At 54.3% G+C, this 17025-nt stretch carries 17 protein-coding genes; 13 read left to right on the top strand and 4 right to left on the bottom strand.

What is annotated here, in order from left to right:
• The first annotated feature begins 41 nt into the window (after positions 1–41).
• A complete protein-coding gene (locus E5K03_RS00500) occupies positions 42–929 on the top strand; it encodes an ATP-grasp domain-containing protein (protein WP_138004428.1) in 888 nt (295 codons plus the stop codon).
• Between the two features lies 1 nt (position 930).
• On the opposite strand, the gene E5K03_RS00495 is transcribed toward E5K03_RS00500, so the two are convergent.
• Positions 931–1302: an Hsp20/alpha crystallin family protein gene (locus E5K03_RS00495; protein ID WP_138004427.1), complete on the bottom strand. Its 372-nt coding sequence runs from the start codon at positions 1300–1302 to the stop codon at positions 931–933.
• Positions 1303–1444: 142 nt separating this feature from the next.
• Here E5K03_RS00495 and gap point away from each other — a divergent pair, with 142 nt between their 5' ends.
• The 6 genes from gap to hepT all read left to right on the top strand — a co-directional run bounded on the left by gap (position 1445) and on the right by hepT (position 5628).
• Entirely contained in the window at positions 1445–2503 is a 1059-nt protein-coding gene (gene gap / locus E5K03_RS00490) for a type I glyceraldehyde-3-phosphate dehydrogenase (protein ID WP_138004426.1), read from the top strand.
• A 66-nt stretch (positions 2504–2569) separates the two neighbouring features.
• On the top strand, positions 2570–3787 hold the full coding sequence (locus tag E5K03_RS00485) for a phosphoglycerate kinase (RefSeq protein ID WP_138004425.1): 1218 nt from the start codon (positions 2570–2572) through the stop codon (positions 3785–3787).
• A 162-nt stretch (positions 3788–3949) separates the two neighbouring features.
• Positions 3950–4552, top strand: a complete 603-nt coding sequence (locus tag E5K03_RS00480) for a hypothetical protein (RefSeq protein ID WP_138004424.1) — start codon at positions 3950–3952, stop codon at positions 4550–4552.
• Positions 4530–4793, top strand: coding sequence for a hypothetical protein (locus tag E5K03_RS00475; RefSeq protein ID WP_138004423.1), 264 nt, complete (start codon positions 4530–4532; stop codon positions 4791–4793). Before E5K03_RS00480 ends, E5K03_RS00475 begins: the two co-directional genes overlap by 23 nt.
• A gap of 69 nt (positions 4794–4862) precedes the next feature.
• Positions 4863–5285, top strand: a complete 423-nt coding sequence (mntA, locus tag E5K03_RS00470; protein WP_138004422.1) for a type VII toxin-antitoxin system MntA family adenylyltransferase antitoxin — start codon at positions 4863–4865, stop codon at positions 5283–5285.
• Positions 5278–5628 (top strand): type VII toxin-antitoxin system HepT family RNase toxin, encoded by a 351-nt coding sequence (gene hepT, locus E5K03_RS00465; protein ID WP_138004421.1) that lies wholly within the window; start codon positions 5278–5280, stop codon positions 5626–5628. Before mntA ends, hepT begins: the two co-directional genes overlap by 8 nt.
• Before the next feature lie 28 nt (positions 5629–5656).
• Here hepT and E5K03_RS00460 read toward each other — a convergent pair whose 3' ends face one another.
• Both E5K03_RS00460 and E5K03_RS00450 read right to left on the bottom strand, forming a co-directional pair.
• Entirely contained in the window at positions 5657–6925 is a 1269-nt protein-coding gene (locus tag E5K03_RS00460; RefSeq protein WP_138004420.1) for an RNA-guided endonuclease InsQ/TnpB family protein, read from the bottom strand.
• A 278-nt stretch (positions 6926–7203) separates the two neighbouring features.
• The gene (locus E5K03_RS00450; RefSeq protein ID WP_138004419.1) at positions 7204–7692 is read right to left on the bottom strand and encodes a hypothetical protein; all 489 of its coding nucleotides are present in this window, start codon (positions 7690–7692) and stop codon (positions 7204–7206) included.
• Positions 7693–7973: 281 nt separating this feature from the next.
• Between E5K03_RS00450 and E5K03_RS00445 the strand changes: the two genes are divergently transcribed.
• The 3 genes from E5K03_RS00445 (at position 7974) to E5K03_RS00435 (ending at position 10365) form a co-directional block, all read left to right on the top strand.
• The gene (locus E5K03_RS00445; RefSeq protein WP_138004418.1) at positions 7974–9374 is read left to right on the top strand and encodes an HNH endonuclease; all 1401 of its coding nucleotides are present in this window, start codon (positions 7974–7976) and stop codon (positions 9372–9374) included.
• A 256-nt stretch (positions 9375–9630) separates the two neighbouring features.
• Positions 9631–9852, top strand: a complete 222-nt coding sequence (locus E5K03_RS00440; protein WP_138004417.1) for a UPF0175 family protein — start codon at positions 9631–9633, stop codon at positions 9850–9852.
• A gap of 105 nt (positions 9853–9957) precedes the next feature.
• Positions 9958–10365 carry a hypothetical protein gene (locus E5K03_RS00435; RefSeq protein WP_240729902.1) on the top strand — a complete coding sequence of 136 codons (408 nt, stop codon included), beginning with the start codon at positions 9958–9960 and terminating at the stop codon, positions 10363–10365.
• 250 nt (positions 10366–10615) lie between these two features.
• Here E5K03_RS00435 and E5K03_RS00430 read toward each other — a convergent pair whose 3' ends face one another.
• On the bottom strand, positions 10616–13237 hold the full coding sequence (locus tag E5K03_RS00430; RefSeq protein ID WP_138004415.1) for a DUF6259 domain-containing protein: 2622 nt from the start codon (positions 13235–13237) through the stop codon (positions 10616–10618).
• Between the two features lie 422 nt (positions 13238–13659).
• Between E5K03_RS00430 and E5K03_RS00425 the strand changes: the two genes are divergently transcribed.
• Genes E5K03_RS00425 through E5K03_RS00415 form a run of 3 tightly spaced genes read left to right on the top strand, consistent with a single transcriptional unit; the run spans position 13660 to position 16468 of the window.
• Positions 13660–14157: a hypothetical protein gene (locus E5K03_RS00425; RefSeq protein WP_138004414.1), complete on the top strand. Its 498-nt coding sequence runs from the start codon at positions 13660–13662 to the stop codon at positions 14155–14157.
• A complete protein-coding gene (locus E5K03_RS00420) occupies positions 14154–16070 on the top strand; it encodes a type IV secretory system conjugative DNA transfer family protein (RefSeq protein WP_138004413.1) in 1917 nt (638 codons plus the stop codon). Before E5K03_RS00425 ends, E5K03_RS00420 begins: the two co-directional genes overlap by 4 nt.
• Positions 16067–16468, top strand: coding sequence for a winged helix DNA-binding protein (locus tag E5K03_RS00415; RefSeq protein ID WP_138004412.1), 402 nt, complete (start codon positions 16067–16069; stop codon positions 16466–16468). Before E5K03_RS00420 ends, E5K03_RS00415 begins: the two co-directional genes overlap by 4 nt.
• Positions 16469–17025 lie beyond the last annotated feature (557 nt).

Genomic DNA, 17025 nt, shown 5'->3' with positions numbered 1-17025 from the left:
GGTCGGATCCCTTTTTATTCTCGACCGCCAACGCCGAGCGTATGCTACGGCTCGCGGTGACGACCCGGGCGGAGACGTTCGATCGCATGGCCGGCCCGCTAGGCGATCGCGGGATCGCGGTCGAACACCTCCAGACTGATGGGCGGACCTATACTCTCGGGACAGAGCCCGACGATCGCTTCGATGTTGGGTTCGTGTATCCCTCGCGGATCAGCGAAGGAGCCGTCGTCGATGCACAGTACGGAATTCCCTGGGTCAACGATCGGGCAGCGATCCTCACCTCACGGAACAAAGCGGGTGTGCTCGCGATGCTAGCTCGGGCGGGCATTGCAGTGCCACAGAGCGTTTTCGTCTCGAACCCCGTTTCGTCGACGGACATTGCGGCGGCGATCGACACCGCTGGACTCTCCTATCCGATCGTGGTCAAACCGAACTCGACGACTCGGGGCATTGGGATCGCAAAGGCTGAGGATCCAGACTCGCTTTCAGGTATTGTCGACTATCTCGATCTAATCCACGACTTCCCGGCGACGGGCGACAAAACCTACCTCCTACAGGAGTATGTGCCTGGCGCCCGCGACTATCGGGCGATGGTGATCGACGGCGAGTACATGGGGGCCGTCGAACGACGATTGCCGGAGGGCGATCGCGCCGAGGGGCGCTGGAAGCACAACGTCCACCGCGGTGCAGTGGCCGAGGGCGTCTCGTTGCCCGACGAACAACGACAGATCGCAGAACAGACAGCACGGGCGCTCAGAATCGAGTATCTGGGTGTCGATCTGCTCGTCACCGACGATCGAACCCTCGTCGGTGAAACGAACGCGCGGCCGACGATCGACGCGGCAACAAAGTACGAGCCGAACTTTTACGATCGACTGGCAGGGCTCATCAAACGGACTGCACAGACACAAAAAACCGAAACTGGGTGACTTACCGAACGTCGATCGACGCGGAGTCGTCGGCCTTCTCGAAGGAGACCTCGAGGACGCCGTTGTTGAACGTCGCGGTCGCGGAGTGTTCGTCGACGCGAACCGGGAGCCGAACGCGCTCGTCGTATTCGCGACGATCGTTGGCAGCGCTGATGGTGAGCGTCTCGCCGTCGCACTGGAGGTTCAACTCAGATTTTTCGATGCCTGGGAGATCAGCGACGAGTCGAACGCGGTCGGTTTCGTCGTACACGTCGACGTGCGTCTCGGAGGCGAAGCCCGATCGGTCGTCGTAGCCGCCGGTCATCCCGTGCATCATCCGCTCGATCTCGTCGAAAATGTCGCCGAACGGATCGTCGCGATCGTCTCTACTCATGGATTCTGATAGGAACCTCGCTATCAAAAGCGTTCTGTCCGTGAGGCAATTCCGCCGTGTTACGCTCCAAGTCCAACGCTCATGATAAACTATCGATAACGTTACTGCCGATTTTAAGTATCTGGGGATCGCTTTTTCGAATATGAGTAAATCGTACCTCAACGCAGGCGAAGCTGTCGCCGAGGAGGATGTCGTTCGCATCGGTCTCAACGGCTTCGGGCGGATCGGTCGCAGCGTATTCCGTGCGGTACTAGAGAGTCCGCATATCGAGCTTGCAGGGATCAACGACGTCATGGATCCCGAAGACATGCGGTATCTCGCAAAGTACGATACCATCATGGGGCGGCTCGACGGGCTCGAGCTCACCGACGGCGCGCTGACGATCGGCGACACCTCGACCCCGGTGTACAACATCCAGAGCCCGGCTGAACTCCCGTGGGACGACCTGGACGTCGACGTTGCCTTCGAATGTACCGGAATCTTCCGAACGAAAGACGACGCGAGCGCTCACCTCGATGCAGGCGCGGACACAGTCATCATCTCCGCGCCGCCGAAGGGTGACAAGCCGGTCAAACAGCTCGTCTACGGAGTCAACCATGAGGAGTACGAGGGCGAAGACGTGATCTCGAACGCCTCCTGTACCACCAACAGCGTCACGCCGGTGGCGAAGGTGCTCGACGAGGAGTTCGGCATCCGATCGGGGACGCTCACGACCGTCCACGCCTACACCGGGTCGCAGAACCTCATTGACAGCCCGAAAGCCAAACAGCGCCGCGGTCGCGCAGCCGCCGAGAACATCGTCCCAACGACGACCGGCGCAGCCCAGGCGGCGACGAAGATCCTCCCGCAACTGGACGGCAAACTCGACGGAATGGCGATCCGGGTCCCGATCCCGAACGGCTCGCTCACCGAACTCGTCGTCGATCTCGAATCGAGCGTCACGGTTGAGGACGTCAACGACGCGTTCCGCGCGGCCGCCGATTCGGGACCGCTCGCGGGCGTACTCGGCTACACCGATGATGAGGTCGTCTCCTCTGACATCGTCGGCCTGCCGTTTTCCTCGTACGCGGATCTGAACTCGACGGACGTCGTTGGCGACGACGGCGACGGCCTCGTAAAGATCCTGACGTGGTACGACAACGAGTACGGCTTCTCGAGCCGAATGCTCGACATGGCCGAGTACGTCACGAACGAAGCGTAAGACCCGATCGCCTACACGACCACACCGATTTTTGTTCGCATCCACCAACGGATAGTCACAGACACCATGACAGCCTTCAACACCATTGACGACCTCGACGACGCACAGCGCGTCCTCGTCCGGCTCGACCTCAACTCGCCGGTCGAAGACGGAACCGCCCAGGACAACCGCCGGTTCGATCGCCACGCCGAAACCGTCGGCGAACTTGCCGAGGCGGGCCACCGCGTCGTGTGCATGGCCCACCAGGGCCGGCCAGGACGCGACAGCTTCATTTCGCTGTCGAGTCACGCCGAGGTGCTCGCCGACCACATCGATCGCGACGTGGGGTTCGTCGAGGGCATCTACAGCGAGACGGCCCTCGAGGCGATCCGATCGCTCGAGGCAGGAGAGGTGCTCCTACTCGAAAACACCCGGATGGCCGACGAGGAACTCCCCGAAGAAGATCCCGAAGTGAAAGCCGAAACCAAGTTTGTCCAGACACTTGCGGGTGAGTTCGACGCGTATATCAACGACGCGTACTCGGCGGCACACCGCAAACACGCCTCGCTGGTCGGCTTCCCGCTCGTCCTGCCCGCGTACGCGGGTCGTGTGATGCAGTCGGAGTACGAGGCCAACACCGCGATCGCCGAACGCGAATTCGACGGCCAAGTGACAATGATCATCGGCGGGACAAAAGCCACCGACGTCATCGGCGTGATGAACGCGATCGGCGATCGCATCGACACCTTCTGCATGGGCGGGATCGCCGGTGAGCTGTTCCTGCGTGCAGACGGCGCAAATGTCGGATACGATATCGACGACAGTGAGCTCTTCGACAGCCAGTGGGATGAAAACGCAGACACGATCGGCGAGCTCTTGGCCGATCGCGGTGACCAGATCGAACTCGCCGTCGACCTCGCGTACGCTGACGAGGAAGACGATCGCGCAGAGATCGACGTGGCCGAAATTGCGGAGAAGACGGAGTCATTCCTCGATATCGGCTCCGACAGCGTCGCGGCCTACGAGCCGATCATCCGCGACTCGGATGCGGTGTTCGTCAAAGGGGCCCTCGGCGTCTTCGAAGACGAGCGATTCTCGGTCGGGACGGTTGGGGTACTCGAGGCGATCGCCGACACTGACTGCTTTTCGGTCGTCGGGGGTGGCGACACCTCCCGGGCGATCGAGATGTACGGGATGGAAGAATCGGACTTCTCACACGTCTCGATCGCCGGTGGGGCCTACATCCGTGCGCTGACCGGCGAGCCGCTGCCGGCGATCGAGCTGTTGATCGACGCGGCCAAATAACAGTACAGGTACGGCGATACTGTTTATTGTAGCGAATGACCTCTCGATCGAGCAGGGGCTGGAGGCCCTGCTGACGATCGATCCGGGAGACGACTACAATAGACATAATGAGTCAGTACGGCTACTCGCGGGATTTATGCGCCGGCCACCTAATGAATCGCTATGGGCGGTATTGAGCTTCGAAACGATACGCTCATTATCGAGCGTGAGCCGAACCAACTCGACGAGTTAGCGATCACGTTCTCCGATATTCTCAATCGATTCGGGATCCGACATGTCTACATCGCCGGATACGTCTCGATTCTCGCCGGCCGAGCACGTTCGACCGAAGATGTCGACGTTCTTATTGAACGGATCGACGAAGAGACTGCAGAGGAACTTGCGGAGATGCTTGCCAAAGAAGGATTTTGGGGCCCAGCAATGCCGCTCGTTTCAATATACGAGATGCTCAACAACGGTGAAAACCTCTGGGTCGCGCCGGAAGACCAGATCACGCCGCATCTCGAAGTCAAATTTGTGCGGGATGAGTTCGATCGTTCATCGCTCACCAACGCGATCACAGCGCAGATCGGCGATCGCGCAGTCCCGATCGGCCCGCTCGAACTACAGATCGCGTACAAGTTGTACCTCGCTGCGCAGAAGGATCTCGAAGACGCCGTTCACCTCTTCACGCTGTTCGAAGAAAGTCTTAGTGTCCCCCGCCTCGAACAGTGGGTAACACGACTCGATGTCGAGGACGAATATGAGCGACTCAAACAAGCGTGAGCAGCTTGCGGCGAAGCACGAACGCAACCGCGAGCAGCGCATCAAGGGTATCAAACGCTGGGTCGAATACATCAAGTCCGAGCCGCCCGAAAGATGGGGGCCACAACAGAACGCGGTCGTCGACGGACAGCTCGATGCGGCCCAGAGCGCACAACTCTCAGCAGCGCATCAGCAACACGTCACAGATGTGGCGATCGAGATCCGTGAGGCGAACAAGAAGTCCGACACTGATGCTGAGTAACGGGTTCGTTGAGTTTTATCATTTCAGAGCGGCGGTATGCTTTTGTAACGATACGGCGTGATTTTATATATGGATCTGAGTGCAGCGACGCGTTCTACCCTAGCGGAGACGGTCTGCGCTGATCCAGATATTGTGTTTGCTGTCGTCTTTGGATCACAGCTCTCGGGTGAATCGACGTCCTCATCTGATTTTGATCTTGCCGTCAAGTTCGCTGATGAGCTTTCTAAGCGCGATCGATTCGACAAGCGCTGTTTCCTGTCTGGTGAGATCCAACACGAAGATCTCCCCTTTGTTGATGTCTCTGATATCGAATCACTCCCAGTGGATGTTGCACACGATGCCGTGAACGGCGAACTTCTCTGTGGCGACAAACAACTATTTGAGAAATTCAAGGCGACAATAGAGACAGAATTTGATGCGCAACGTGAGGCGCTTCGTCGTGAACAGCGCGCGGTAATCGATCGGATTGCGGAGGGCGGATTACGTGGTTGACGAACGGGTCATCTCGGTTAAACTCAAACAGATTGAGCAGTACCACGGCGAGCTCAAAAGAAAACAAGAAACACTCTCCAACCGCGAATTTCTTTCAAGTACGACCGAGCAGCGTGCCGTCGAACGGATGTTCGAAAACGTAATTCAGGCCTCTGGCGACCTTGCGCAACACATCGCCACACGCGAATTTGGATTCAACGGCACAACATCCAAAGGCGCCATTCGCGTGCTCAGCCGTGAGGGTGTTATCGATGAAGAAACGGCCAATACGCTTGTCGCTGCAATCGGCTTTCGGAACGTGCTCGCTCACGAGTACGGCCATTTGACATCCTCCCCGCTCTGAAGGGCGAGGATTCCCGAGCGTTGGGATATTAAGGTTCGCAACCCACCTGTTCCCTCGGGTGGAACGACCCGGAGGTTTGGTTGAACAGGTAGGCTACTGGCCGTGCCAAACGACCGTTACTCATATCCTCTGTTGGAGGATTCTGAGTTATCTTTCTCCGAATGTTCACTGCACCATTCACGTCCGCGTTCATCGTCGCTCCGCACGACTCACAGACGTACAGGCCACGCTCCACGCGATTCGCATCACGCTTCCGTCCACAGCACGAACACGTCTTACTCGTGTCGCGCTCGCTCGTTCGGTCAACGAGAATACCGTGTTCCTCCGCCTTGTATTCGAGCAACGTGGTGAACCGATCGAACTCCCGTCCGTGGAGTTTCTTGTTCCCACTTCGACCCCAATTCCGTGAGTCACCGTTCTCGTCCTTACGAATCTCGCTCAGGTCTCCGATGACAATACGACCGACCTCGTGGTCGATGCACTGCTCAACGACGTGCTTGGCGAGTGCGTGAAGGAAGTGGTCTTTCCGACGCGAGAGTTTCTGACGGGCACGAAGCGCACGACGTGACGGGCCGTTTTCGCCTTCTGTATCGTACTCGTCACGGGTGAAGTAGTGCTTGTCTTGTTTCAGCACGTTCCCCGGATACAACTCAGCGTCACCGTCGTCGTAGGCGATGGCGAGGTAGTTCTTGATACCGAGGTCAATACCCGCCGTGTTGTCGCCGGGAGCGTCCTCTGTGGGTATCTCAACCTTGCAGACGAGGTGGAGTTCCCAGCGGTCGCCGTTCCAGACGGCTCGAACTTGCTGGATGTTCTCCACGGTCACGTCTGGTCGCGTCTCGTACTCGCAGAGGATGAAGTCCGAGCGGTGGTTCTTCAGGTTGAAACCTTTACTCAGGCGGAGCTTGTTGTGGTTGGCGTCGTGCTTGATTCCTTTCTGCTTCCACGTCACGGTGGAGCGTGGGTGTTCGTCGCCGTGTTTGCGGTAGCCGGGTGGGTTGGCATTCTCGTCTCCGCGTTGGCGTGCTTTGTACCAACTAGTGAACGACTCAGCAAGCTCTTCGAGAACTCGCTGACTTGACTGAGAATGTAGGTCACTGTATCGTTCGTGTTTCTTGAGTTCGGATTTGAGTTCGCCGTCGTCGGGGATTTCCCCGTCTTCACCCCATCGGCCTTGCGTGTAGTATCGGGCGACGTTCCACAGTTTCGACGCGGAGAACCCACACTGGTCGAGGTCGTCTCTCACTTGTTGGTGGTTGACGATTTTCGCTCGATAGGTGCGGGTTATCTCCAGCATCAGACTGTGTCCATAACCAGTTATGAGAAATTGTATATTAAAAGTAACGACTGGGCGTGGAATATCCGGCAGTGCCATTGAACAGGGTTAGTGTATGGGTTGTCGGTTGTATCCCCGCCCTGAAGGGCGGGGTTTTAGCCTTGAAACTTCCATAAATAATGAAGAGGTGTATGAAATCCTTCAAACAGGCCTCTCTGTGTACGATACGTATAGTCAACAGATCGCATAATGGACAAAAGGGACCAACTGAAATTTGCGGAACCACAAGGTTCGCAAACTCACGCGTACAACCCCACAGCAACGAGCAGCCGAAAACTGAGGGTCCACAGCAACTGGAGTAAGGGCCCAGCGGCGATCGCGATCCACGCCCGCGTCTCGTCAGTGGTTCGAGCGGCGATCACGTACGCGATCGTCAGCGCGAACACGAACCACAAAAACGTCCCAAGATCGAACAGGAGCATCTCGGGTTCGGTCAACGGGCGCGGAAGCCGGTAGGACAGCGAGTGCAGCGCATGACCGAGTAGCGCAATCCCCGTGCCGAAAACCGCCCACACGGACACCACGGCAAAGCGGCGCGGCCACGTGTTGGGTCGGAGATAGATGTATGTGAATACAGCGACGAGTGGCGCAGCGATCGCGATCGGGACGGGCCCAGCCCGGAAATTCAGCGCCTGATCGACGACGTGCAGCGCGAGGCCGATTATAAATGCCAGTGGGACGGGGAAAACCGACTGCCGTGGATCGAGGTATTGAAACACGGAATGCATGGGTTGGCGACCGACGATGGCTTTTATCCGCCCCAGAACGGTTTCTGCTCGGGAATTATAGGTCTTCGGAGGCACAGCAGTTTGGATAACGAAGCGATCGTGTCGTTAATGGGATTCAATGCGAGGAGTAGGTGGCGATTGTTGTCGATCGATACAGTACCGCTGAGATTTCACCGGAAAGTCGACAAATTAATTCAGGTGTTCTATTAGGCGTTCAGGGAGTTCGTGGATTCGTATGTCCAGGGGAAGAGTAATGTTGGGCAGTTGTGATGTTTTTGAATATGCATACACCGCCGCAGGATCTTGAACTGGGCGATCGGCTCACTCAAGAGGAAATTGAGCAAGCCTTCGATACGGGCTTCGGTTATCGAATTTCCGGTATCAATCCACGGCGAGATCACAACAACAATCGGTATCTGCTGATCTTTGCGAATGAGGACGGGCCATACAGCGATTCCGTGAGACAGGGACAGTTCGAATATATCGGCGAAGGGTTACGCGGCGATCAAAACGAAGACTCTCCGGGGAATTCAGTGCTCATTGACGCGATTTTAGCGGATTTTCCGGTATATTTCTTCTATAAGAGACAGGATAGAACAGGGTGGGAATATCAAGGCGAAATTGATGTGCAAAGCTATCGTCGTGAGGAACAGGGTGGGCGGGAAGTTCTCATTTTTACTATGCAACATCGAGACCCCTCAGACGCAGAAGATTGCGGACTCTATCTAATCCCCGTTAATGATGAGTGGAGAGATCGGTTTAGGAATTCAGTCGAAGAGCCCCATGACCTGCGACAATACGGTGAGCTTCCCTCTCAGCTAGAAGGAATTGCACGGCTCCGGATGTGGGGAACGACCGAAACAGATGCTCAGAAGAAACGATCAGCGATCGACAAGATGGAACCAGACGACTACGTTCTCTTCTATTATCAGGGGAGATTCTTTTGCGGGGGCATTGTTAGCCGTACTTTTGAGAATGCAGATGTTGGGAAATTACTATGGAATAATCCAGAGAGTCGCCATCTCTTCACAATCGATGAATTCACTTACAATGTTCCTGGTGTTGACCGAGTGTGGACGTTGCTGGGATACGACGGGCGGCAGGTCGTCCAAGGTTTCACTAGGGTTGCAGATGAGCGGGCAGTGAGTGTACGACAGGAGCATGGATCGCTTGCTTCTGTGTTATTTGCAAGTGAACCAACTATATCGGAAGTCGAAGATCAAAAATCCAAATTGAAGAAAGCGGTTGAACAAGCGCCGGAATTGACTGAAGATGAAACGCAGTATGTTGAGACACGCCGAAGAGCGCGTGACCGTGCGTTCACTGAATTAATTCGGGAGGCGTACGACAACACCTGTGCTGTCTGTGGGTGCCAACGTGAATCCCCCAGTGGAAACCCAGAAGTCGAAGCCGCCCACATCTATCCGGTGTCTGAAGGCGGACGTAACGACGTCCGGAACGGAATCGCTCTGTGTAAGTTCCATCACTGGGCATTTGACACAGGTTGGTTGTCGGTTACTGATAGCCACGAAATCATGGTAACTGAAGCACCAGACAAGAACGGCCATTATGAGTTCAAGCAGCTTGAGGGCCAGTCATTGCACCTTCCAGATGATGCAGAATTGTATCCACATTTACTTTTTCTTGAACAACATTGGGCGATCCACGGGTTTGAGCGGTAGTGAATAGTTTGAGTCGTGTAGATTTTTATTTCTTCTGGTTATATGCTATAAAAATACAGATATGAAAATAGGGTGAACATATGCCTCGCTATCAGAAAATTGGTTAAATACTGGAATCGGTGATGAAAAGTTAATTTTCTCGTTTGAGGAGGATCAGGACGGTACACTGCTCTGTCAGTAACGGTTGCCAGTCGGAATCATGTGCACCTCATAGGAGGATACACTCTTAGGCACATAGCCCGGATAGAAAGGTACGATGGCGTCTACCAGCTCTGGTGCGAGCGACGAACTAGCGACCGTCATCGGTCAGTACGCCCTCGGTGAAATTTCACTTGGGAAAGCTGCTGAATCGGCAGGAATGTCGCGCTGGGAATTCGAAGAACTCCTCGAAGAGGCTGGATTTACAGCGCTGTACGGTCCACGAACAGACGACGATCTCCAAGCAGAACTTGACGTCGCACAGAATATTGACGAGTAGATCGCTAGCCGGTATCCCCAACCAGTCGTTCTTGATACTACCGTTGTTAGCAATTTCGCCAGCACAGACAGCATCTCATTTCTGATCGCTACATTGGAGTCGCCAATGGTGGTTCCAGCGATTCGTGATGAACTGCAACGTGGTCTAGATACAGGCCACAAATACCTTGATTCCGCAGTTGACGCTCTCAGCGACGAACTACCCGTTCGGCCGCTTTCGTCAGACCAGGATTTCAATGGTATCCGAGAACGATTAGACCTGGGCGAAGCGGACTCATTACTTGCAGCAATCAAGTATGACGGGACATTGGCAACCGACGACCTCGCCGCCCGTACGGTCGCCGAGCAGCATGACGTGCCGGTCACAGGGTCGGTTGGACTGTTGGTTCTCGGTGTTGAGTATGATTACATCGATCGGAAGATCGCCGATGAATGGCTCGACACATGGCGAGAGCAGCGTGGATACTACGCCCCTATCGAAAGCGTGACCGAGATACTCGATACCGAAGACTAGCGGCTTGTCACTCATATTCGGTTTGGGATGAAACGTGTGAGTACGAGAAGTGTCACATGTTCTAGGAACAGATTTTCGACCCATTCAGGACAACAGATTATTCATCGGATTTCTGGGATCCGGGCCAGTCCCTTGATTTTCTCGTTTTCTTGGCAGCTACGCCGTCTTTCCGTCAAAGTAGTATTATCAAATACCATCATAAAGCGCCGGGGACACATCCTTTCTGCACGAGCAATAATGCTACAGAAGATCACTCCTGCTTATATCGATCATTCAATAGCTTGGCGCTCACAGCACCGACTACGCTAGCTGCTCCAGCTACCCAGCCAAAGCCAGGGATTTCCTCACTAGTCTCCGATGTTTCTCCATTCGAACCAGTCTCCGATGTTTCTCCATTCGAACCAGTCTCCGATCGGTTCTCGTTTGATTCAGAAGAAGTTTGGGTAGCTTCCGCATGTTCGATCGCTCCGGTGAAGTCTCTGGCCTCAAGGGCACGTTTAGCTGAAATTAACGTATCTTCAGCGTGATCATCTTCGACAACTTCCTGTGCATCAACAATTGCCTCAAGCGCCTCCTCATATTCCCTGCTGTGAGGAGCCACCACGACAAGAACAACGTGATCCGGAGCAACCTCGACCAATAGCTCGGTCGCAGATGGATTGTCGAGTCGTTCGTACTGACCGTTTCGAACGACATACGTCAACGTCTCGCCCTCGGGGATGGAGAACGGCTGTTCACCGAAATCAATATCTACCTCAAGTGTCTGTGGTGTATCCCCGCTGCTAACATTCGTGAATGTAAGCCCCGTCTCGCCCTCTGCTGATTCCCACGCACTTCCCAAGACGGCGTCTGTGTTGACTTCAACTCCACTATGGCTGGTAAGTAGTACTTCATCAGTGTCGATAACTGGTGGCGGAAGCATCCGCCCTCGTGCAAGGAACCGGTTAGCGTAATCTGCCCGGGCCTGAGCGACACGTCGAAAGTGTAGCAGCGACTCTGGCGGGTTGTCGAACCCAGGAACCTCCGGATCCGCTTCGGGATCAGCATAACGGAACACGGGAAGCGCTCCCCACATGAGGGCGCGCGCCGTGAACAATCGTGTGATGGATGGTTCGTTTTCGAGCCCCTCGTGGTTCTGGTTCCGAGATACCACGATATCCCCGAACGCGTATTCGAACAGTGGGATTATCTCGACCCATCCTGTATCGATATCTTGGATGAAATATTCTCCAAAGACATCACGTGTGTTGAAGACATCGAGATACGGGACATAATAGTCACAAATCCCTTCACCACTTAACACGCCATCGTCCGTCTTCCTGAGCAGTTCCTGGAGTTCTCGAGTGTCCTCCCGTGCGGCTGATGAAAACCAATTCCCACCCTGTCCAGGAGGGTGATTATGGTTCGGATCATAGCACTCAGGCAATACGTATGGAAAGCCATCGTACTGAATTTCAGTGACTCCACGATCTAGAAGATTCTCGATGTATTCTCGGATATATTGTTGCCACCCTTCCTGGGTCGATTCAATTTGATACAACTGTTCTTGATCACCGATCCAATCAGGTTCGCCATTCTGATCCCGAACCACCCAGTCGGTAGCATCCTCCTTTTCTTCAAAGACCGAATTATCTCGACCGATGATGTTTCCGCCGACAAATGAGTTTGTCCGGATTCCGGCGGACGCAAGATCATCGACAGTTTCTGTGAAACTCTCCCAGCCCTCAACCGGACTATCATCTGGCCCGTGTTGCCACTGACCGAATTGGAACTGGAGAGGAAGGTCAAGGAACGTATCCATCTCTTGAACGAGCTCACTGGCTCGATCGAATTCGACGGTTGTACCTTCAGGATGATAGGTTTCGATTCGGTAGGTCGCCCCGAGATCACGAAGCCAATCGGGTTGTTCACCGTCAAAATCGCTAAGCCAACCTTCGGAGTTGACCCACGTACGATACCGATCTGCTGCATCGTACCACTGACCGTCCAACGCTCCGAATGTCACAGTGTATGGGACGTGAACATCTTCTCCCGGCAATTGCGGTGGAAAGTATGAAGCATCAAACCGAAGCCGATCTGCGTCCTCCCAACTCTGCCCCCAGCGCCATCGCTTGACGTGTCCCTCAGTATCTCGAGCATCAGAGTAAAATCCGCCATTTGGACCGGCATAAGAGGTGAACTGCATCGTCCCAAAACCTGAAGGATAAGTCATACCTGCCGATTCTCCGAGTTCCTTGAATTTCTGTGTCGGATCAACGAAACGACGCCCCATCTCAGACGGGAGCGTGATACCGTCAGTACCATCATCTGCGACCGCATCAATGTCCATGATTTTCGGACATTCGATTGATTTGATTGCCAAACTATCGTTGTTTTCAACATCAATCTGCCAGTAAGACAGGGGGTCGTTTTCGCGAACAGACACCTCTACAGTGACTTTTCCCTCAAAACGAGGCCCTTCCTGGACATTAGGGTAGAGTCGCGGGTTCGTCCACGTTATCGTTACACCCACCTCGTCACCGTCATCTCTTGTTTGGACTATTGCCTTCTCTGCCTCGTACGATGGCGCAGTCAACGACTCGGTCTCAGGATGATAGAAAGAGAGTTCCCACGTCATCTCCGGTCCTTTTCCTGAACTGTTCCGGAGATCAAGTCCTAACTCTACGGCCCTCACTTGTTCGATACTTCCAGTCTCTTTTCTAAATGTGAGTTCAAGCTGGCTGTTTCCGATCCGAACATGCGACTCGTCCTCATCGACGAAAACGCTTGTTTCCGCCTTTCCCGGACGTGACGCCCACCCTATGAACGGGAGTATTGACGCCACCTTAAGCAGCACACGTCGTGATAGATGCAAAGTGTTCACATCGGACATGATTGTCAAGTTGAATTACATGTAAATAAAGTTCCGGTGATTTATCAACGCGGCCTCCCAGAAACCACAACCAAGGCACACTTCCCCAGTTCATCAGAGCCATCGAAGAACTCCAAACCCAATGGCTCGGCCTCAAAAACACCTCCCCAATCACCAGCTACGAAATCAGGAGAACACAGAACGGCCTACAACTCCAGTTCACCGTTCCCACAAAGAGACTGGAACGGAAAATCCGGGCACAACTCACCAACCACCTACCCGAAATACGGTTCGACACCGGAACCTCAGGCCTACCCGTAACACCCGAAACCACGATCGGCGGAGGCCTACTCACCACCGGACAACTCGACCACTACCCGCTCAAAAACGAGTTCAAAGAACCGCCCACGAACTCGATAGCAAAAGCACTGCACCGCCACTCAATGCGGGGAACCCAGGTAGTGATTCAAATCCTGTTCCAACCCGCCGTCGGGAAACCACTACGAGGCAAGTACTGGAACCACCGGGCCTACCAACGAATAGGCTTCCTCGGAAAAGAAAAAGAAAAACTCTGGGGATCGAGACCCGCTACTCCCCGGGAAAAACGGCAAGCCGACGCCATCGAGGACAAAGCCGGGAACAACCGGTTTCACACCTCGATACGGTTCGCAGTAATCGGTGCCGGCGAACACACCAAAAGCCGGGTAAAAGAACTCTCCGGGGCCTTCAACGTCTACGAGAACCCGGATACCGGCCAATACTTCAACACAACCACGGTTCAGCCGCTCCGAGAGCACCGCTTAGTCGACTTCGCCAACTCTATCGCTGACAGACAGTTCGACAACTGGAACTTGCCTTTCCAAACCACAGTAGAAGAACTGGCCGCGCTCACCGCCGTACCCAGCACCACTCAAGAAAACATTCAGTACGCCTCATCATGAAATCCAGCGAAGCCCAGACACTGATCCAGAGCACCGGCGACCTCAACACGACCTACCTCGGCAGCCGAGAGTCAAATCTTGGAGTAGAGGAAAACATCGGCCTCAGCGACGAAAAGCGCTTAACACACGTCCTCAACGTCGGACCCACCGGCTACGGAAAAAGCCAGTTACTGACACACGTCGCACTCCAAGACGCGGAGAAAGACCACGGATTAGCGATCATCAATCCGAAAGGCGATCTCATCGACGAATTCCTCGCCAAACTCCCGAAAGACCGGATCGACGACATCGTCTACATTAACCCGGCAAGAGACCCCGTCACACCGATCAACGTCCTCGAACCCCACGTCACCGAGGAAATGTCCGAAGCACAACGAGAAAACCAGAAAGAGATCATCGTCTCCGACCTCATCGACTTATTCAAACGCCAAAGCGAGAACTGGGGTGACCAGTTCGGACGCGTCCTCGAAACCCTGCTCCGCGCCCACCTCGACCTAAACATCCAGAAAAACCAGGGAAACAGTCTGCTCGATGTCTTCCGCTGCGTCGTCAACCAAGACCAGCTCACCCAACTAATCGACGACACCGACGACCAGATCATCCGAGAACAGCTCGTCCGCGTCAAAGAAGACATGACCTCGTATGAAATGGAGCCCCTCCAGCGCCGACTAAACGACTTCGTGATGAACCCCACCATCCGAAGAGTCATCGGCCCCGAACAATCCGGAGTCAACTTCCGCGACGTCGTCGACGACAGCAAAATACTGCTCGTCGACATCCAGAAAGGCGAAGTCGGAGAAACAGTCACCCAACTCGTCGGATCTATCGTCACCACCAAAATCTGGGCCGCAGCACAAAGCAGAGTCACCCAACCCGTCGAACAACGAACACCCTTCTTCCTCTACGTCGACGAACTACAGAACTTCGGAGGCGAAGGCAGCAACTTCACCAAAATCCTCAGCGAGGCCCGCGAATACCGCTTAGGTTGCTGGCTCGCCACACAGTACCTCCAACAACTCGCAACCGACATGCGGAGAGCAGTCGTCAACAACTGCCGTACCAAAATCACATTCAACCCCTCCGGGTCAGAAAACGAAACCCAGATCGCCGGAATGTTCCAAGGCCTCTCCAAAGATCAATTGAAGGCCTTAGGCAAGTACCGGGCCGCAGTCCAGAAACCCAGCAAGAAAAGCCACAACAACGCCATCCTGTTCGACACCTACCCGCCCTGGGAACCCGAAGACACCGACGTCGACCAACTCAAAAAACAGGGAACCGCCGCCACCTCCCACACCGCAACCCAGTTGAAGGCCTCGCAGAGCCTCGGGAAAGGCAACAACGCCGGCGGCGACAAACACCGCGAACTCCTCGCACAAGCCAAGAAACAACTGGAAGAACGCGGCTTCACAGTCAACCTGCTCTACCAGGACCAAGGCGACGAAAAACCGGACGGCCACGTACACCTACCCAACGAAAGTATCGCACACCTCGAAGCCGAACACAGCACACTAAGCAGGCCTGTCAAAGTCCTACGCAACCTCCAACGAGCCGTCGAGGAAGACCGAGAAGTCTTCTACGTCGTCGAAGGTGGTAACGCTGCGAAGCTTCAGAACATCGTCGACGACCCCAAAAACCGGCGCGGAGACCAGTACCAGGACGAACAAGGCAGCTACAGCTACTACAATGACGAAGACGGAGAGGCCTACACCGACTTCGAAGACCTAGAAAACGCAGAGTACCGAATAATCGAAATCACAGATGAAGACCTGGAAGTCCACGACGAAAAAATAGAGCCAGAATGCCCCGAACTCCACCACAACACCAGTGAAGACCTACAGGCCTTCTGCCTCTACCGCGAAGAATCCGGATTCTGCACCGAACTCGAACAACCCTGCGTCCTCCTCGAACAATGACCGAACTTCGGGATATCGACCAAGCAGTCCTCCACGCCATCCAAGAAGGCCACAACGACACCCAAAAAATCACCCAGGAAACAACCCTCGAAAACCACCACGTCCGCTACAGTCTCAAAAAACTAGAAACACAAGGCCTCATCCACCTGGAAAAACCCGACGGCATGACAGAACGCATCATCAACGGCCAAAAAAGAGTCTTCCAAACACCACTACAAGCCCAAACCACCGAAAAAGGCCTCCAAACCCTCAGTAAAGAAGATAGAGAAGATCTAGAGGCCTACCAAAACATGACCCACAAAGAACTCATCCAGAAAGTACACCAACTGGAAGCTGAGATAGAGACCCTCCAAGCCTCAGTAGAGGCCTTCAGAAGGCAAGTCCAAAAACATCTATAAATAGGCATTCTGAGAAGCAAAGGCTCAAAAGTCATCATCAAAACCTACTATATTTTTGCTGTTTTAGCTACGTATTCTTTGTCCAAAGGTTAGCGCAGTTACAAGGATTGAAACTCCAGAAGTGGCTGAAGATCTATGAAGACGGCGATGGCAACGAAATCAGCGAGGCATATATAACTGAAGGCAGTCAGGAGGCCGGGCAAATACAAGTAGAAACACGTACTATTGTTCCGACCGATGGTTACAATCTGGATTGGCTACATCAGAGGTCTGCGAACTATGAGCAGCAAGACGGCCAAGATCCGCAAATCGGCAACTCAGAACACCTACCCGAAGGAAACAACCCATGGCCACACCACCCAAGAGAAGGAGGTTTTGATGCAGGATCGCCTGAGGATGAAGACTCCTTAGTCAGACATCCTGTAGACGTGTTCAATTTAGAATAAAGGAATAAATATGAGGTAGTTGGATAGCAGTTCTATGTCGAGACGATTTCGTAGCAGTCTCATAGACCGTTCTCTAATGCAGAACTAACTGTGTCACTGGGGAGTCGTGGA

Origin of the sequence: Halalkalirubrum salinum, from assembly GCF_005543295.1 — an archaeon.
In the GTDB taxonomy this organism is placed as follows: Archaea; Halobacteriota; Halobacteria; order Halobacteriales; family Haloferacaceae; genus Halalkalirubrum; species Halalkalirubrum salinum.
This window is presented reverse-complemented; position numbering and strand designations above follow the sequence as displayed.

Bases quoted from the DNA above. Each gene is read 5' to 3' on its own strand.
- gap (WP_138004426.1), top strand. From the start codon at position 1,445: ATGAGTAAATCGTACCTCAACGCAGGCGAAGCTGTCGCCGAGGAGGAT.
- E5K03_RS00440 (WP_138004417.1), top strand. From the start codon at position 9,631: ATGGCGTCTACCAGCTCTGGTGCGAGCGACGAACTAGCGACCGTCATC.
- mntA (WP_138004422.1), top strand. From the start codon at position 4,863: ATGGATCTGAGTGCAGCGACGCGTTCTACCCTAGCGGAGACGGTCTGC.
- E5K03_RS00430 (WP_138004415.1), bottom strand. From the start codon at position 13,237: ATGTCCGATGTGAACACTTTGCATCTATCACGACGTGTGCTGCTTAAG.
- E5K03_RS00500 (WP_138004428.1), top strand. From the start codon at position 42: ATGCTACGGCTCGCGGTGACGACCCGGGCGGAGACGTTCGATCGCATG.
- E5K03_RS00450 (WP_138004419.1), bottom strand. From the start codon at position 7,692: ATGCATTCCGTGTTTCAATACCTCGATCCACGGCAGTCGGTTTTCCCC.
- E5K03_RS00435 (WP_240729902.1), top strand. From the start codon at position 9,958: ATGGTGGTTCCAGCGATTCGTGATGAACTGCAACGTGGTCTAGATACA.
- E5K03_RS00415 (WP_138004412.1), top strand. From the start codon at position 16,067: ATGACCGAACTTCGGGATATCGACCAAGCAGTCCTCCACGCCATCCAA.
- E5K03_RS00460 (WP_138004420.1), bottom strand. From the start codon at position 6,925: ATGCTGGAGATAACCCGCACCTATCGAGCGAAAATCGTCAACCACCAA.
- E5K03_RS00475 (WP_138004423.1), top strand. From the start codon at position 4,530: ATGAGCGACTCAAACAAGCGTGAGCAGCTTGCGGCGAAGCACGAACGC.
- E5K03_RS00480 (WP_138004424.1), top strand. From the start codon at position 3,950: ATGGGCGGTATTGAGCTTCGAAACGATACGCTCATTATCGAGCGTGAG.
- E5K03_RS00495 (WP_138004427.1), bottom strand. From the start codon at position 1,302: ATGAGTAGAGACGATCGCGACGATCCGTTCGGCGACATTTTCGACGAG.
- E5K03_RS00425 (WP_138004414.1), top strand. From the start codon at position 13,660: ATGCGGGGAACCCAGGTAGTGATTCAAATCCTGTTCCAACCCGCCGTC.
- E5K03_RS00420 (WP_138004413.1), top strand. From the start codon at position 14,154: ATGAAATCCAGCGAAGCCCAGACACTGATCCAGAGCACCGGCGACCTC.
- E5K03_RS00445 (WP_138004418.1), top strand. From the start codon at position 7,974: ATGCATACACCGCCGCAGGATCTTGAACTGGGCGATCGGCTCACTCAA.
- E5K03_RS00485 (WP_138004425.1), top strand. From the start codon at position 2,570: ATGACAGCCTTCAACACCATTGACGACCTCGACGACGCACAGCGCGTC.